Source organism: Streptomyces sp. NPDC093261 (genome assembly GCF_044753645.1).
GTDB lineage: Bacteria > Actinomycetota > Actinomycetes > Streptomycetales > Streptomycetaceae > Streptomyces.
In genome coordinates this window covers 1,070,121-1,086,182 of sequence record NZ_JBIVNO010000001.1, presented here as the reverse complement: position 1 = coordinate 1,086,182, position 16,062 = coordinate 1,070,121, and the positions used below count along the sequence as shown (strand labels likewise).

Below are 16,062 nucleotides of genomic sequence, written 5' to 3'. Positions count from 1 at the left end.
CGCTGTTGCCGCAGGCGTTGACCGGGACGTGCACGGGGACCTGGACGTTGTTGCCGGAGGCGACGCCGGGCGAGTCGGTCGTGGCGCCGGTGGCGTGCGCGCCCGTGGAGGAGGTACCTGTGCCGGAGGCCTCGCCGCAGGAGTTGCCGGACGCCTGGTTCAACAGGGCGGCCACGTTGACGCTGTTGCCGCAGGCGTTGACCGGGACGTGCACGGGGACCTGGACGTTGTTGCCGGAGGCGACGCCGGGCGAGTCGGTCGTGGCGCCGGTGGCGTGGGCACCCGTCGCCGTGGCCCCCCCGCCGGAGGCGTGGCCGCAGGCGTTGCCGAAGGCGGGGTTCAACGCGGCGATCACACCGACCGTGTTACCGCAGATGTTGACCGGGACGTGCACCGGGACCTGGAGGCTGTTGCCGGAGCCGACGCCGGGCGATCCGTTCGCGGTGCCGTCGGCGTGTGAGTCCGCGTACACCGGGTTGCCGCACAGGGACAGAATGCCCGTCGCGGCGGCTGCCGCGACCATTCCCCTGCTCAGGGTCTGTCGCAATCTCGTTGTCTTCCTGCTGGTAGAAGTGGGTGAAGTGGGAAGGCCGGCCCTGGAACCGGAAAGAGGAGTCCAAGGCCGGCCGAGACACAGCCCGGCAGCTGATGTGTGACGATGTCAGCCGTCGGCGGCCATGACGTCAGGTGGTCGCGCAGCCGTTGCCGGCGGCCGGGTTGAGCAGCCCGATGACGCTGACGGTGTTGCCGCAGACGTTGATCGGAATGTCCACGGGGACCTGGACGAGGTTCCCGGAGCCGACACCCGGGGAGGTGCTCGCGGTGCCCTCGGCGCCGGAGTCGGCCATGGCCGGGGCGGCCATGCCGAGCGCCATGATGGCACCGGCGACGACGGCGGCGCTCTTCTTGTGCTTCACGTACTTTCCCTTCTTCGCGGTCGTGCCCCTGTGACGGCCGAAACCGAGCGAGCACAGCTTGAACGGCTCGCCGCACGACCTGCAGTCTGTGAAACGAGGAATAGACGACCGAAGCAACTCCCGATCGGAGGGCGCCGGGCAATTCACCCGAATGCCATCGCCGAATTCACACGCAAGACGAGTACCGGGTATTGACGCCGGGTACTCAGCCGGCGGTCGCGCGGCCGCCCGGGAGAAGTGGTGTGTCCTGGGTCGCGACCGGTACGGCACCGATCACCGACCCGGTGCCGGTCCGCGCGGGCAGACCGGCACCGAGCCGGTCCAAAGAGGCCGGCACCAGGGAGGATTGCGGACTCATGCCGTCCCCGGCCGTCGGGTCGCCGAGGGTGCCCGGGACGGCGGCCGAGTCGATGGCCGGGGCGGCGGTGGAGCCGGTGGACGTGGTGCGCCCGTCGTCACCGAGGGCAAGCGCCTGGGGAGCGGCCGCCGCCGTGGCACCGACGACGGAAGCCACGACCGCTGCCACGGCCATTGCCTGCTTGAGCATTTTTCGCATTCCTTTCCTGGCAGAGACAGGTGTTCTGCCCTGCCACCAACCAGGCATGTGGCGGCAATGGTTTCGGCGATTCACCCGGTTGGCCGTCCGGGGAACGGTAATTGTGCTCATAGCGGTAATGCGGGCCCGGATCACGGGCCGAACGGCCCTGTGCGGGCAGGGGCCTTGCGCGTGACGTGGGCCGCCGCGGACCCGTGCGGCGAAGCCGCCGGGAAACCGCCGGGCGACGGCCCGGGGCGGCCCGGCCGCTCAGTCCTCGTACAGTTCCTCGATCTCCCGCGCGAACGCCGTCGTCACCGCCTGGCGCCTGATCTTCAGGGACGGCGTGAGCAGGCCGTTCTCCTCGGTGAACTCGCCCTCGACCAGCGCGAACCTGCGGATGGACTCGGCCCGGGAGACCGCCTGGTTCGCATGGTCGACGGCCTTCTGGACATCCGCGCGGATCCGGGGGTCACGGACGACCTCCGCCATCGGCGTCTCCGGGGGCAGCCCCCGCACGGCGAGCCGGTGGGCGACCGCCTCGGGATCCAGCGTGATCAGGGCCGCGACATACGGGCGCTTGTCGCCGACGACGATGCACTGGCCGACGGGCGGGCGGCTGCGCAGCCGGTCCTCCAGCACGGACGGTGAGACGTTCTTGCCGCCCGTGGTGATGAGGATGTCCTTCTTGCGGCCGGTGATGGTCAGATAGCCGTCCTGGTCGAGGGTGCCGAGATCGCCCGTCGCGAACCACTCCCCAGCGAGGACGGCGTCCGTGGCGGCCGGGTTGTTCCAGTACGCGCCGAAGACCAGACCTCCCTTGATCAGGACCTCCCCGTCGTCGGCGATGCGGACGGCCGAGCCCGGGACCGGGAGGCCGACCGTGCCGGGGCGTGGCCCGAGGGGCGGGACGAGGGTGGCGGCCGCGGTCGTCTCGGTGAGGCCGTAGCCCTCGTAGATGATGATCCCGGCCGTGTAGAAGAACAGATTGAGGTCGCGGTCGAGCGGTGAGCCGCCGCTGATGGCGTAGCGCATCCGGCCGCCCAGCTCCCTGCGGATGCGCCGGTACACCAGCAGGTCGTACAGCGCCCATGCCGCGTACAGGCCGGGGCCGGGGCCCTTGCCGGTGCCCAGGAACCTGTTCAGATGCGCCTCGCCGAAGCGGACCGCGATCCGGTCGGCCCGGTCGAAGGACGCGCCGCGGCCGATCCTCTCGGCGGTGGCCCGCCCGGTGTCGTGGATCTTCTCGAAGAGATACGGCACACCGACAAGGAACGTGGGCCGGAACGACCGCAGCGCCGGCCGGAGTTCGTCGGGCTTGACGCTCGGGAAGTGGCCCACCTCGATGCGGGCCAGCAGGCAGGCGATCTGGAGGGTGCGGCCGAGGATGTGGGCGAGGGGCAGGAACAGCAGGGTCGAGGCGTCCTGGCCGGTGACCGCCCTGAAGACCGGATGCAGCAGCTCGACCGTGTTGGCGGCCTCCGCGTGCAGGTTGGCGTGGGTGAGGACACAGCCCTTGGGCGCTCCGGTGGTGCCGGAGGTGTAGCAGATCGTCGCCGGCGTGTCGGGGGTGAGTGCGCTACGGCGCTTGGTGACCTCCTCGCCGGGGACGTCCCGGCCCAGGCCGGGGAGCCCGCCGAGGACGTCCGCGTCCAGGCACCACACCCGTGGGGGCTCGGGGTGGCGGGCCGTCGCCGTGGCGACAGTGGCCGCGTTCCGGGCGCTCTCCACGATCACCAGACGGACCCCGGCGTCCCGCACGATCCACTCGACCTGCTCTGCGGAGGAGGTGGGGTAGACGGGGACCGTCTGACCGCCCGCCGCCCAGATCCCGAAGTCGAGGACCGCCCACTCGTAGCGGGTGCGGGACATCACCGCGACGCGGCCGCCCGGCTCCAGGCCCGCCGCGATCAGCCCCTTTGCGGTGGCCGTGACGTCGGCGGCGAAGTCGGCGGCGGTCACGGGCCGCCAGCCGGTGCCCTCCTGACGGCGCAGCACCACGGCGTCGGGTGCCTCGGCCGCGTTGGTGAAGGGCAGATCGGCGGTGCTGCCCGTGACGGCGGGCGGCACCAGCGGCGCGGTGCGCACCTCGCGGACCGCGCCGGCCTCGTCCCTGACCAGCTCGACCGTGGTGCGGGCCGCGAGATCGCCGCGCTGCTGTGCCCGTTTCAGATCCCTGCGTACGCCCATGACGGCTCCGGTCGCGGCTCGGGTGCGGAGATGCGTACTTACTCCAGAGTCAACTTACTTACGCGTCAGGAGAATTCAATGGTGCGCACCGAGGTTCTTCGGTGGTCGGCGCGCGCGGTGGCGGGGTCAACCGGCGTCCCGCGGCCGGGACGCCTGCCGGGTCGCCGAGGCCAGATCACGTACATCGGCGTCCCGGGCGCGCGATGCCAGGGCACCGGTGCGCTCGGCGAGCGCGGGGGAGACCGGGGCCGCCGGGGAGCGAGGTCGACCCCGACGCGGACCGTCGCAGGTCGTCCGCGAAGTACGCGGCCGCCGCGGCGGCTTGCAGCCCGGGTCCGAGGCGCCTCCCGCGCGGCCGGTGAGCGGCAGTCCGCCCGCGAGCGTGAGCGCGAGCGGCGTGCCGCGAGGTCGCCCTGTCCGGTACCCGCCCGCCCATCGGCGCCCCGCCGTCCGCCGGCGTCGACATCTGCGGTCGATGTCTGTGACTGTGACGGCGGAAGGGGCGCCGATGTGCGGCACGGACGTTGCGGATGGATCTCGAACCGGCCACGGCGGACGGCCGCAGACACCGGTGGGAGATCCTCCGTCGTCCTAGGACACGACGTCCTTGCGCGCGAAACCGCGGAAGGCCAGCGCGAACAGCACCAGCGCGTACGTGATGGAAACCGCCGCGCCCTGGATCATGCCGGACCACTCGGGACGGGGCTGGACGGCGTCCGCCCAGGCGAACTGCCAGTGCGCGGGCAGGAAGTCGCGCCAGTGGCCGAGCGCGGTGACCGCGTCCAGCACATTCCCGACGATCGTGAGGCCCACCGCGCCGCCCACCGCGCCCAGCGGCGCGTCCGTGCGGGTCGACAGCCAGAACGCGAGTCCGGCGGTGACCAGTTGGGAGACGAAGATGTACGCCACCACGACCATGAGCCGCTCGGCCGCCGTGCCCGCGGGCAGGGCGCCGCCCGTCGGTATCTCCAGCGGTCCCCAGCCGTAGGCCGCCGTCCCCACCGCGAGCGCGACGACCGGCAGCAGCACCATGGCCGCGAGGCTCAGCCCCAGCCCGACCGCGAGCTTGGACCACAGCAGACGGGCGCGCGGGACGGGTGCCGCGAGCAGATAGCGCAGCGAGGACCAGCTCGCCTCGGAGGCGACCGTGTCCCCACAGAACAGGGCGACCGGGATCACCAGCAGGAACCCCGCGGAGACGAAGAGGTTCACCGCGGCGAAGTTGGCGCCCGACGCGGTCGCCGTGTCCATGAGCGTGACCTGCCCGTTGCGGGAGCCCGGGTCGCCGCCGATGGCGAAGGCGACGACCAGCACGAACGGCAGCAGGGCCAGGATCGCGCCCATGACGAGCGTCCGGCGCCGCTTCAGCTGTCTGACCAGCTCGACACGGAGCGGGAGCGTCCGGCGCGCCCGGTATCCGTCGGCCGTCTCGGCCCGCTCGGCGAGCGCACTCATGCGGAACCTCCGATCAGGGTGAGGAAGGCGTCCTCGAGCCGACGGTGGGGCCCGAGCGAGGCCACGGGCACGTCGAGCCGGACGAGTTCGACGAGCAGCCGGGCCGCGGCCGCGGAACCGGAGACGACCGGCTCGGCGGACCCGCCGGAGGAGACGGCGGGGGAGACGGCGGAGGCAGCGGGCTCTGCGGGGCCCACGGCCGCCACGGCCGAGGCGACGTGCTCCGGGGTGTCCACCGGGGAGCCGCCCGCTTCCACTGCCGGGATGAGGCGCACCAGCAGTCCGCCCTCCGTCCGTACCGCCGACGAGACGCCGGGCAGCGCGGCCACCTTCTCCACCAGCGGGTCGGCGATATCGGCTGCCAGGCCCACGAGCAGGGTGTCGCCGGAGCCCACGATCTCGCTCACGGGTCCCGCCTGCACCAGCCGGCCGCGGTCCATGACCACCAGGTGTGTGCAGGACTGTTCGACCTCCGCCAGCAGATGGCTGGAGACGATGACCGTGCGGCCACCGGCCGCGTACCGGATCATGACCTCGCGCATCTCGCGGATCTGCGGCGGGTCCAGACCGTTGGTCGGTTCGTCCAGGATCAGCAGATCCGGCAGCCCGAGCATCGCCTGCGCGAGGGCGAGCCGCTGGCGCATGCCCTGGGAGTAGGTGCGCACCGCGCGGGACAGCGCCTCGCCGAGCGCCGCGATCTCCAGCGCCTCGTCCAGGTGCGCGTCCTCGGCCGGCCTGCCGGTCGCCTGCCAGTACAGCTCCAGGTTCTCGCGGCCCGACAGATGCGGCAGGAAACCCGCCCCCTCCACGAAGGCGCCGACCCGCGACAGCACCGGTGCGCCGGGGCGGATCGCATGGCCGAAGACGCGGATCTCTCCGCCGTCCGGCGTGATGAGGCCCATCAGCATGCGGAGGGTGGTGGTCTTGCCCGCGCCGTTCGGCCCGAGCAGACCCAGCACCTGGCCCTTCTCCACCCGGAAGGACACATCCCGCACCGCGTACCGGTCGGCGGACTTCGCATACCGCTTGCTCAGGCCCGTGATCTGCAACGGGACATCCGCGAGCGCGGGGTCGGGAGCCGCTGCCGTCGTACGGCGGCGGCCCGTCAGGAGCAGGGCCGCCGCGGCCACCGCTCCGGCGAGCGGCAGCCACCACACCCAGGAGGGCAGCGGGGCCTCAGCGGTCGTCACGCCCGGGGCCGTCGGCACCGTGAGGCCGCCCTTCAGGGAGACCCGGTAGGTGGCCGGCGCGGCCGGGGACGCGTAGCCGAGGTCCGTTGAGGCGAGCACCAGCCGCAGCCGGTGCCCCTTCTGCACCTCGTGGTCGATGGCGGGCAGGGTGAGCGTGACGTCCTTGCCGTCCTTGGCGCCGGTCACCCGTACGGGCGCGACGAGCTGCGAGGGCAGCACCGGCCGGCCGTCGCCCGGGCCGATGTCGTAGACCTTCCCGAAGAGCACGGCGTCGTCGCTCGTCGATGCCACATGGACGGTCACCGTCGGCGATCCCGTGATCCACAGGTCGTCGCGGACCGGGGCCGAGTCGAAGTGCGCGTACTGCCCGGGGAAGTCGAGTGACACCCCGATGCCCAGCGACGAGAGCTGGGACAGGCCGCCGGCGCCGCCGAGGCCGGGGAGCGCGGAGATCGCGGGCGGGCTCGCGCCGGCCGGGTTCGCGAAGCTCTGCTCGCGGCCGGCCAGCGGGACCGTCCGCCGCCCGCTCTCCAGACCGGGGTAGCTGTCCGCGCTCGCGCCGCGCAACAGGGCCGCGCCGTCCGTGGAGTCGATGCCCCCGGTCCGGGTGATCCGGAAGGCGGGTCCGGTGTCCACGCCCTTCTCGTCCTTGAGATAGCGGTCGAACCACGCCGTGACACGCGCCTGGACCCGGTTCGTCTCCAGGTCGCCGCCGTCGTGCCCGCCCGCGATCCAGTCGACGTCCACGGGCGCGTCGTTCGCCCGGATGGCCTTGGCCGCCGCGTCCGCCTGGCCGAGCGGGAACAGCGAGTCCGACTGGCCCTGCACGAGCAGCGTGGGCACCTTGATGTCCTTGCCGACGGCGGACGGGGAGCGCTCCTGAAGCAGGGCGCGCGCCTGCGCGTCGGGCGTGCCGGACTCCGCCACCCGGTCGTACATCCGGCACAGCTCGGCGGTGAACTTGGCGCAGCCCCCGCCGGAGTTCAGGAAGACACCCGCCCACAGCTTCTTGAACACGCCGTTCGGGAACAGGGCGTCCGCCAGGTTCCAGTACGTGATCGCCGGCGCGATCGCGTCCACCCGGGGGTCATGACCGGCCGCCAGCAGGGAGATCGCCCCGCCGTACGACGCGCCCGCCATGCCCACGCGCGGGTCGCCGGGTTTGTCCAGCTCGACCTCGGGCCGCGTCGCCAGCCAGTCGATCAGCTTCGAGACGTCGGTGACCTCGCCCTGGGGGTCGTTCAGCCCGATTCTTCCCGTGGACCTTCCGAAGCCGCGCGCCGACCAGGTCAGCACGGCATATCCGTCCCGGGCGAGTGTCTCCGCCTGGCCTCTGACGTCGTCCTTGCTGCCGCCGAAGCCGTGGGCGAGCAGGACGGCCGGGCGGCGACCGGCGGAACCCGCGGTGAAGTACGACGTGTCGATCCGCACGCCGCCGCCCATGTCCATGACCCTGTCGGCGCGGTGCACGGCAGGCGCGTCGCCCGAGGCGACGGCCGACCACGCGCCGATGCCGGCCAGCACGAGGACGACCGCGGCGACGGCGGCCACGGCCCCTCGGCGCAGCCCCCGGACCGCGGGTAGTCGAAGATCCATGCGTCAACGGTAAAGGCCGCCACCGACAACCGCGGCAGCCGCCGGACGGAACTCCGGCCCCTCCCACAGGCGTACGGACCCGAGGCCGCGTACCGCAGCCGTGGTACGCCGGCACGGGCGACCGTCCCGGCCGGAGGCCTCGGCCCGCCCACCTCGGGACTCTCCCTTGGGAGCCGGGCCGGCGGGCTGCAACGCGGTGCGGGAGGCGAACCCCACGGCTTCGCGGTGCTGGGCGCGCCTTTCGAGGAGAGCGGTCCCCCGTCGCGAGGGCCGGCAGGGCCGACGCCCGGGTGTCAGGCCACTCGCCGGCGTGGATGTCGTCCCATCGCCCGGGGCGCCGGCAGGGCCGGTCCGCTTTGGGGCCTCAGGCCTGCGCGTCCTCCGGGATCGACACCAGCCAGCGGGACTCGCGACGGGGCCGGAGGTAGAACGCCCAGTACAGGGTGGCCGCCGCGGTGATGCCGCCGGTCCACAGCAGATAGCCGACCTCCTGCCGGCTGAGGATGTAGGCGAGGACCGCGATCAGCAGGAGCGGCATCGCGGGCCACAGCGGCATCCGCCATGCGGGCGTGTGCCGGTGCGCACCGCGCCGGGCGAGCAGAGCGGCGACCGCCACCAGCAGATACATGCCGGTCACCGAGACGCCCGTCACGCCGTAGAGGGTGTCGAGGTTGACGAAGCACAGCAGCGCGCCGGGGACACCGACGACGAGGGTGGCGACCCACGGGGAGCCGAAGCGGCCGAGCTTGGCGAGGCCGTTGTTGACCGGCCCGGGCCAGGCCTTGTCACGGGCGGAGGCGAACAGCACACGGGAGTTCTGGATGACCATGACGATGCCCGCGTTGATGATGGCGAGCGCCACGCACAGGCTGACGAAGGTGCCGACGGCCGAGTTGGACCAGGCCGTGACCATGCTGCTGATGTCGCCGCTCGTGAGCGCCTTCAGGTCGGAGGCGCCCATGGTGATGGCCACGACCGGCACCAGGATGACGACGGTGGAGATGGCGAGGGTGGCGAGGACCGTGCGGGCGACGTTGCGGCGCGGGTTCTCCAGCTCCTCGGAGAGGTAGACGGCGGTCGAGAAGCCCTGAGTGACGAAGAGGGCGATGGCGAGTCCGGAGACCACCAGCATGGCCGTCACGGTGTCCGTGTGGCCGCCGGAGCCGGCGACCTGCATCGAGACCAGGCTGCCGAGGCCGCGTCGGCCGTGGGTGAAGCCCAGGACCGCGACGACGCCCGCGGCCACCACTTCCAGCACCAGGAAGATGCCGGTGATCCAGGCGTTGGCGCGCAGGTCCAGCAGTCCGGCGAGGGTGGCCAGCAGCATGACACCGGCGCCCGTCATCGCCGGGTCGAGGTGGACGACCGGTGCGAGGTAGTCCGCCGTGCCCATGGCGATCACCGGCGGGACGATCATGACGACCAGCAGGGACAGGACGAAGACCAGCCAGCCCGCGAGCCGTCCGGCCAGTGTCGAGACCATGGCGTACTCGCCGCCGGCGCTGGGGATCAGGGTGCCCAGCTCCGAGTAGCAGAACGCCACGGCGATACAGAGCAGGGAGCCGATGGCGATCGTGAGGGCGGTGGCGGTGCCCAGCGAGCCGAACAGGTCGGGGACGACCACGAAGAGAGTGGAGGCGGGCGTCACACACGACAGCGTGAGCAGGGTGCCGCCGACGACGCCGATGGAACGCTTGAGCGTCTGGGGACTGCTCTCCGGTGCCTGGGCGACGGAGTTCTCGACAGGGCGGAGCGTGTCGGTCATGCGGCGGTTCCGATCGACTCGTGCGGCGGTGGTTCGGGCGGGAGCGCTATCGCCTCCGGAGGCTGGTCGTCCTGCTGCTCGTCCTCTCCCGGTGCGCTGCATGGAACCCCGACGAAAACAGGCGCGTCAATGGCCGATTACCTTCGGAATCCGCAGTTGTAAAGCGAGCTGTGTCACGTTGCTTTCACAGGGAATGACGTCAATCTGTCTCATTAGCCAAGCTCTTGAGTGATTCGACCTTGCTTTCCAAGGCGAAGGGCTGCTTGAGCCTGCGTCATCCGTTTGGTGCCGCCCACACGGGAACCGCAGCGAGGGCGTCAAAAAAATGTCAGGCCGTCCGGTATCCGGACGGCCTGGACGAGGGGTGACGAGGTCGCTCAGTGGTTGCGCGGGAACCCGAGATCGACGCCCGCCGGGGCCTCGGACGGGTCGGGCCAGCGGGTGGTGATCACCTTCCCGCGGGTGTAGAAGTGCGTGCCGTCGTTGCCGTAGATGTGGTGGTCGCCGAAGAGCGAGTCCTTCCAGCCGCCGAAGGAGTGGTAGCCCACCGGGACCGGGATCGGCACATTGACGCCGACCATGCCCGCCTGGATCTCGAGCTGGAAGCGGCGGGCCGCGCCGCCGTCCCGGGTGAAGATGGCGGTGCCGTTGCCGAACGGCGAGCCGTTGATGAGGGCGACGCCTTCCTCGTACGTCTCCGCCCGCAGCACACACAGCACCGGGCCGAAGATCTCGTCCTGGTACGCCTTCGCCGTGGTCGGCACCCTGTCCAGCAGCGAGATGCCGATCCAGTGGCCGTCCTCGTGGCCCTCGACGGTGTAACCGGTGCCGTCCAGGACGACCTCGGCCCCCTCCGCCGCCGCGCCCGTCACATACGACGCCACCTTGTCGCGGTGCGCCTTGGTGATCAGCGGGCCCATCTCGGAGGCCGGGTCGTTGCCCGGACCGATCTTGATCTTCTCGGCGCGCTCGCGGATCTTCTCCACCAGTGCGTCGCCGATGGCGCCGACCGCCACCACGGCGGAGATCGCCATGCAGCGCTCGCCCGCCGAGCCGTATGCCGCGGAGACCGCCGCATCCGCCGCCGCGTCCAGGTCGGCGTCCGGCAGCACCAGCATGTGGTTCTTGGCGCCGCCCAGGGCCTGCACGCGCTTGCCGTTCGCGGAGGCGGTGGTGTGGATGTAGCGGGCGATCGGGGTCGAGCCGACGAAGGACACCGCCTGGACGTCCGGGTGCTCAAGCAGCCGGTCCACGGCCACCTTGTCACCGTGGACGACGTTGAAGACGCCGTCCGGCAGACCCGCCTCCGCGAGCAGCTCGGCGAGACGGACGGACGCCGACGGGTCCTTCTCGGACGGCTTCAGCACAAAGGTGTTGCCGCACGCGATCGCCATCGGGAACATCCACATCGGGACCATCGCCGGGAAGTTGAACGGTGTGATGCCCGCGACGACACCGAGCGGCTGCCGGATCGCGGCCACATCCACACGGCTCGCCACCTGCGTGGACAGCTCACCCTTGAGCTGGACGTTGATGCCGCAGGCCAGGTCGACGATCTCCAGGCCGCGCGCCACCTCGCCGAGCGCGTCGCTGTGCACCTTGCCGTGCTCGGCGGTGATCAGCTCGGCGATCTCGTCGCGGTGCGCGTCCAGCAGCGCCCGGAACCTGAAGAGAATGGACGTGCGCTGCGCGAGGGAGGACTGCCCCCACGTCGCGAACGCCTCCTTGGCCGCGGCCACGGCCGCGTCCACCTCGTCCACGGTCGCGAAGGCGACCTGGGTGGTGACCGCGCCGGTCGCCGGGTCCGTCACCGGCCCGTACGTGCCCGAGGCGCCTTCGACGGTCTTGCCGCCGATCCAGTGGTTGACGATCTTCGTCATGCCCAAGAACTCCTTCACAGATGGCGGCGTCGGGTCGAGACGTGCCGGTCGTACTCCTCACGCGCCTTGACCGCCGACGGCCGTGTCGCGGTCTCGGCCACGGGTACATCCCACCAGGCCTGCGCCGGAGGTGCGCCCGACACAGTGTCTGCGGTTTCGGTCTCCACGTAGACACATGTGGGAGTGTCCGCGGCGCGCGCCTCGGCGAGCGCGGCGCGCAGGTCGCCCACGGTCTTGGCGCGCAGCACGCGCATGCCGAGGCTGGCCGCGTTGGCGGCCAGGTCCACCGGCAGCGGCGCCCCCGTGTAGGCGCCGTCCGGGGCCCGGAAGCGGTAGGCGGTGGCGAACCGCTCCCCGCCCACGGACTCCGACAGGCCGCCGATGGACGCGTAGCCGTGGTTCTGCACGAGCAGGACCTTGATGGCGATCCCGTCCTGCACGGCGGTGACGATCTCCGTCGGCATCATCAGATAGGTGCCGTCACCGACCAGCGCCCACACCGGCCGCTCGGGTGCCGCCATCCTCACGCCGATCGCGGCCGGGATCTCGTAGCCCATGCACGAGTAGCCGTACTCCAGGTGGTACTGGTCCGGCGACCGGGTGCGCCAGAGTCTGTGCAGATCGCCGGGGAGCGAGCCGGCCGCGTTGACGAGGATGTCGGACTCGTCCACCACGGCGTCCAGCGCGCCGATGACCTGCGGCTGCGTCGGACGTACATCCGGCTCGCCGGCCTCGAAGCAGGCGTCCACGCGGTGTTCCCAGCGCTGCTTGTCCTCCGTGTACTCGGCGACGTACCGGAGGTCGACGCGGTACCCGTGCAGTCGCAGCGCCTCGGTCAGCTCCTCCAGGCCGCTGCGCGCGTCGGCGACCAGCGGCAGCCCCGCGAGCTTGTGGCCGTCGAACGGGGCGATGTTGAGGTTGAGGAAGCGCACGCCGTCCCCGGAGAAGAGGGTGCCGGAGCCGGTGGTGAAGTCGGTGTAGCGGGTGCCGGCGCCGATCACCAGGTCGGCGGTGCGGGCCAGTTCGTCGGCGGCCGCCGTGCCGGTGTGGCCGATGCCGCCCATGTCCTGCGGGTGGTCCCAGCGCAGCGAGCCCTTGCCGGCCTGGGTGGAGGCGACCGGGATGCCGGTGACCTCGGCGAACTCCGCGAGCGCCTCCTCGGCGCGGCTGTGGTGGACGCCGCCGCCGGCCACCAGCAGCGGGCGCCGGGCGGTGCGGACCGCCTGGACGGCATCGGCGAGCTCGACCGGGTCGGGGCCCGGGCGGCGCACCGTCCAGGTCCGCTCGGCGAAGAACTCCAGCGGCCAGTCGAAGGCTTCCGCCTGGACGTCCTGCGGCAGCGCGAGCGTGACCGCGCCCGTGTCGACCGGGTCGGTGAGCACGCGCATCGCCTGGAGGGCGGCCGGGATCAGTGCCTCCGGACGGGTGATCCGGTCAAAGTACTTTGACACCGGCCGCAGGCAGTCGTTGACGGACACATCACCGGCATGAGGGACCTCGAGCTGCTGGAGCACGGGATCCGCCGGACGGGTGGCGAAGACGTCACCGGGCAGCAGCAGGACGGGGAGGTGGTTGATCGTGGCGAGGGCGGCGCCCGTGACGAGGTTGGTGGCCCCGGGGCCGATCGACGTCGTCACCGCGTGGGTGGAGAGCCGGTTCGACTGCCGCGCGTAGCCGACCGCCGCATGCACCATCGCCTGCTCGTTGCGGCCCTGGTGGAAGGGCATCGCATCGCCGTACTCGACCAGCGCCTGCCCGAGGCCCGCGACATTGCCGTGGCCGAAGATGCCCCAGGTGGCGCCGATCAGCCGGCGGCGCACGCTGTCGCGCTCGGTGTACTGGGCGGCCAGGAAGCGTACGAGCGCCTGAGCGACCGTGAGCCTCGTCGTCGAGGTCATCGGTATCCCCCTGTGCCTTGTACGTGGTCCGGGTGGAAGCGGATCCGCCACTGGCGCTCCCGACCCGGCCCGGCCATGACGTTCAGGTAGTACATGGTGTGCCCGGGCTGGGCGATCGACGGGCCGTGCCAGCCGTCGGGGACCAGGACGGCGTCGCCGGTGCGGACCTCGGCGAGGACGTCGGATCCGCCCTCGCGGGAGGGGAATACGCGCTGGTACCCGAATCCGTGCGGGCCCTCGATCTCGAAGTAGTAGATCTCCTCCAGCTCGGTCTCCTCGCCCGGCCGCGTCTCGTCGTGCTTGTGCGGCGGGTACGAGGACCAGTTGCCGCCGGGCGTGATCACCTCGACGGCGATGAGCTTGTCGCAGGCGAAGGCGTCGGCCGAGGCGAAGTTGCGCACCTGGCGCGCGCAGCCGCCGCTGCCGCGGTCTTCGACGGGAACCTCCGGCGCGGGGCCGTAGCGGGCGGGGAGTCGGCGCTCGCACTTCGCTCCTGCCAGGGCGAAGCGGCCTCCCGCGCCGGAGGCGATCTGCACCTGGGCGTCCCGGGGCACGTACGCGAAGTCCGATACCCCCGCGAAGACGTCGTCCCTGCCCAGGAGTTGAAATGTCGCGCCCTCGATGCGCACGGTACAGGTGCCCTGGAGGGGCAGCACGATCCACTCGCTGTCACCGGTGGTGAACAGATGCGTGTCGCCCGGCCGCAGTTCCACGATCCGCAGGCTGCTGTGGCTCCAGCCGGCCCGTTTGGGGTCGATGTCGAGGGTGTACTGCGCGTTCGTGGTCGCGCCCCGGGGAACGTACAGCTCGTTGCTCATGCGGCCCTCACAGAAGTCCTACGGCGGTGTCCACGGCCGTGGCGACATCGCCGTCCGCGGGGTACAGCAGCGAACGGCCGGCCACCAGGCCCTTGACGGTGGGCAATTGGAGTGCTCCACGCCACTTCTCGTACGCGCCCTCCTGGTCCCCGCCGACATCGCCGCCGAGCAGGACGGCCGGCAGGGTGGAGGTCTCCATCACCCGGGCCATGTCGTCCGGGTTCTCGGTCACGGGGACTTTCAGCCAGGTGTACGCCGAACTGCCGCCCAGTCCACTGGCGATGGCGATGGACCTGATCACGGCCTCGGCGCCGAGGCCGTTGCGGACCCGGCCCTCGGGGGTGCGGCGGCTGATCAACGGCTCGACGAACACCGGGAGCGGGCGCTCGGCCCTCTCGTCGATCACCCGGGCGGTGGACTTGAGGGTGTCGAGCGATCCCGGGTCGTCGTAGCCGATGCGCAGCAGCAGCTTGCCCGCGTCGAAGCCGAGCCGCTCGATGTCCCGCGGCCGATGGCCGGTGAACCGGTCGTCCAGCCAGGCGGGCTTCCCGGGCGCGGCGGTGCTCTCCTGGTCGCGCACGCGCGCGTCGTCCCGGCGGACGGCGCCGGTGTCGCCCTCGTGCCGGGTGCCCCCGAGGTGTCCCGCCCTCATCGCACCGCTCCCGCCGTGACGGCGTCCTCGACCTCGGCAGGCGTGGGCATCGCGGACGAGCACTCCAGACGGGAGGCCACGATCGCCCCCGCGGCGTTGGCATACCGCATGATCCGCTCCAGGTCCCAGCCGGCGAGCAGCCCGTGGCAGAGCGATCCGCCGAAGGCGTCGCCCGCGCCGAGGCCGTTGAGCACCGTGACCGGGAGCGGGGGCACCTCGGCCGACTCGCCCGTGGCACTGACCGCGAGCACGCCCCTCGGTCCCTGCTTGACCACCGCGAGGGCGACGCCGGCGTCGAGCAGGGCACGGGCGGCGGCGTGCGGATCGCGCTCCCCGGTGGCGATCTCCACCTCGTCGAGGTTGCCGACGGCGACCGTGGCGTGGCGCAGGGCCTCGGCGTAGAACGGGCGCGCGCAGCCGGCGTCCCGCCAGAACATGGGGCGCCAGTCGAGGTCGAAGACCGTCGTACCGGACCCGGCGCGGTGGGCGAGGGCGGCGAGCGTCGCGGTGCGGCTCGGCTCCTCGCTCAGGCCCGTGCCGGTCATCCAGAAGATGCGCGTGGCGCGGATCGCGTCCAGGTCCAGCTCGTGCGCGTCGATCTCCAGATCCGGCGCCTTGGGCAGGCGGTAGAAGTACAGCGGGAAGTCGTCCGGCGGGAAGACCTCGCAGAACGTGACCGGAGTCGGCAGCCCCGCGACCGGGGTCACCCAGCGGTCGTCCACGCCGAAGTCGCGCAGCGCCTCATGGAGGTAGGTGCCGAAGGGGTCGTCGCCCGTGCGCGTGATCACCGCCGTACGGCGTCCGAGGCGAGCAGCGGCGACCGCGACGTTCGTGGCCGACCCACCCAGGAACTTCCCGAAGGCCGTCACCTGGGGCAGAGGCACGCTCGTCTGCAAGGGATACAGATCCACGCCGATCCGGCCCATGGTGATCAGGTCGTACGGGGCGCCGGCGTCGTGCGGGCCCCACTCCTCGGACTCCTCCATCGAGTTCCCTTCACATCGGCTGTCCCCAGGTCTAGCCGCGCGCAGGGAGCGCTGTCAATCCTTTGTCCGGACATTCGGACGACAGCTTGACGTGGCCTCGGGGTGGCCGGAAGTCGGCGCTCCGACCGTGAAGTCCGGCAATTCAGGAGATCACCCCATCGGGGGCGCAACCAGGACGGG

General features: G+C 71.8%; 11 protein-coding genes and 1 pseudogene. All 12 read right to left on the bottom strand.

The annotated features are described in order from the left end of the window. The coding region (locus ACIP94_RS04870) for a chaplin (RefSeq protein WP_402419556.1) at positions 1–547 on the bottom strand (547 nt) is incomplete at its 3' end. Positions 548–683: 136 nt separating this feature from the next. After that, positions 684–875 (bottom strand): chaplin, encoded by a 192-nt coding sequence (locus ACIP94_RS04865; protein WP_402420384.1) that lies wholly within the window; start codon positions 873–875, stop codon positions 684–686. A gap of 247 nt (positions 876–1,122) precedes the next feature. Beyond that, complete coding sequence (locus ACIP94_RS04860) at positions 1,123–1,464, bottom strand: RdlA protein (RefSeq protein ID WP_402419553.1); 342 nt, start codon at positions 1,462–1,464, stop codon at positions 1,123–1,125. A 258-nt stretch (positions 1,465–1,722) separates the two neighbouring features. Then, positions 1,723–3,642: an AMP-dependent synthetase/ligase gene (locus ACIP94_RS04855; RefSeq protein WP_402419550.1), complete on the bottom strand. Its 1,920-nt coding sequence runs from the start codon at positions 3,640–3,642 to the stop codon at positions 1,723–1,725. A gap of 591 nt (positions 3,643–4,233) precedes the next feature. Then, complete coding sequence (locus ACIP94_RS04850) at positions 4,234–5,097, bottom strand: ABC transporter permease (protein WP_402419548.1); 864 nt, start codon at positions 5,095–5,097, stop codon at positions 4,234–4,236. Continuing rightward, on the bottom strand, positions 5,094–7,883 hold the full coding sequence (locus ACIP94_RS04845) for an alpha/beta fold hydrolase (RefSeq protein ID WP_402419546.1): 2,790 nt from the start codon (positions 7,881–7,883) through the stop codon (positions 5,094–5,096). Before ACIP94_RS04845 ends, ACIP94_RS04850 begins: the two co-directional genes overlap by 4 nt. Before the next feature lie 364 nt (positions 7,884–8,247). Next, complete coding sequence (locus ACIP94_RS04840; RefSeq protein ID WP_402419544.1) at positions 8,248–9,648, bottom strand: APC family permease; 1,401 nt, start codon at positions 9,646–9,648, stop codon at positions 8,248–8,250. A gap of 377 nt (positions 9,649–10,025) precedes the next feature. Continuing rightward, on the bottom strand, positions 10,026–11,528 hold the full coding sequence (mmsA, locus tag ACIP94_RS04835) for a CoA-acylating methylmalonate-semialdehyde dehydrogenase (protein WP_402419541.1): 1,503 nt from the start codon (positions 11,526–11,528) through the stop codon (positions 10,026–10,028). A 14-nt stretch (positions 11,529–11,542) separates the two neighbouring features. Then, a complete protein-coding gene (gene iolD / locus ACIP94_RS04830; protein WP_402419538.1) occupies positions 11,543–13,426 on the bottom strand; it encodes a 3D-(3,5/4)-trihydroxycyclohexane-1,2-dione acylhydrolase (decyclizing) in 1,884 nt (627 codons plus the stop codon). Further along, complete coding sequence (gene iolB, locus ACIP94_RS04825; protein WP_402419536.1) at positions 13,423–14,244, bottom strand: 5-deoxy-glucuronate isomerase; 822 nt, start codon at positions 14,242–14,244, stop codon at positions 13,423–13,425. Before iolB ends, iolD begins: the two co-directional genes overlap by 4 nt. Positions 14,245–14,251: 7 nt before the next feature. After that, positions 14,252–14,779 (bottom strand): annotated as a pseudogene (locus ACIP94_RS04820) (deoxyribose-phosphate aldolase); the annotation flags it as partial. A gap of 113 nt (positions 14,780–14,892) precedes the next feature. Further along, positions 14,893–15,882, bottom strand: a complete 990-nt coding sequence (gene iolC, locus ACIP94_RS04815; protein WP_402419533.1) for a 5-dehydro-2-deoxygluconokinase — start codon at positions 15,880–15,882, stop codon at positions 14,893–14,895. Positions 15,883–16,062: the final 180 nt, after the last annotated feature.